This window comes from Heliobacterium chlorum, assembly GCF_014502795.1.
Lineage (GTDB): Bacteria > Bacillota > Desulfitobacteriia > Heliobacteriales > Heliobacteriaceae > Heliobacterium > Heliobacterium chlorum.
In genome coordinates this window covers 1-318 of sequence record NZ_JACVHF010000214.1, presented here as the reverse complement: position 1 = coordinate 318, position 318 = coordinate 1, and the positions used below count along the sequence as shown (strand labels likewise).

Annotated in this window: 1 protein-coding gene; it reads right to left on the bottom strand. The window is 40.9% G+C overall.

All coding sequences use genetic code 11. The features are described from left to right. A partial coding sequence (locus H1S01_RS22850; RefSeq protein WP_207732465.1) for a hypothetical protein occupies positions 1 to 318 on the bottom strand: 318 nt, incomplete at both ends.

Below are 318 nucleotides of genomic sequence, written 5' to 3'. Positions count from 1 at the left end.
GTCATATTCTTGAAAGATGGTGTCAATGATCGTTTTTATCTGTACTGGCGAATATGCAGACAGCAGATTCTTCTTTACCCAACTCATATCCCGGCTCCAAACCGGATTATAGTTGACAAAATACTGGTTCCGATATCGCTCACAGAAGTATTGGATTACATCTCTGGGCAGAGATAAGTTATATTGTTTTTCTTCTCCGGCTAGTGATCCTCGACCGGTTTGGTTATCTTGTTTCTGGTTATTATGGTTCTTGTTACTATGGTTATAGTTAGTGTCAAAGGTGTTTGACATCGCGACGTCGAGCTCTTTGACATCGGA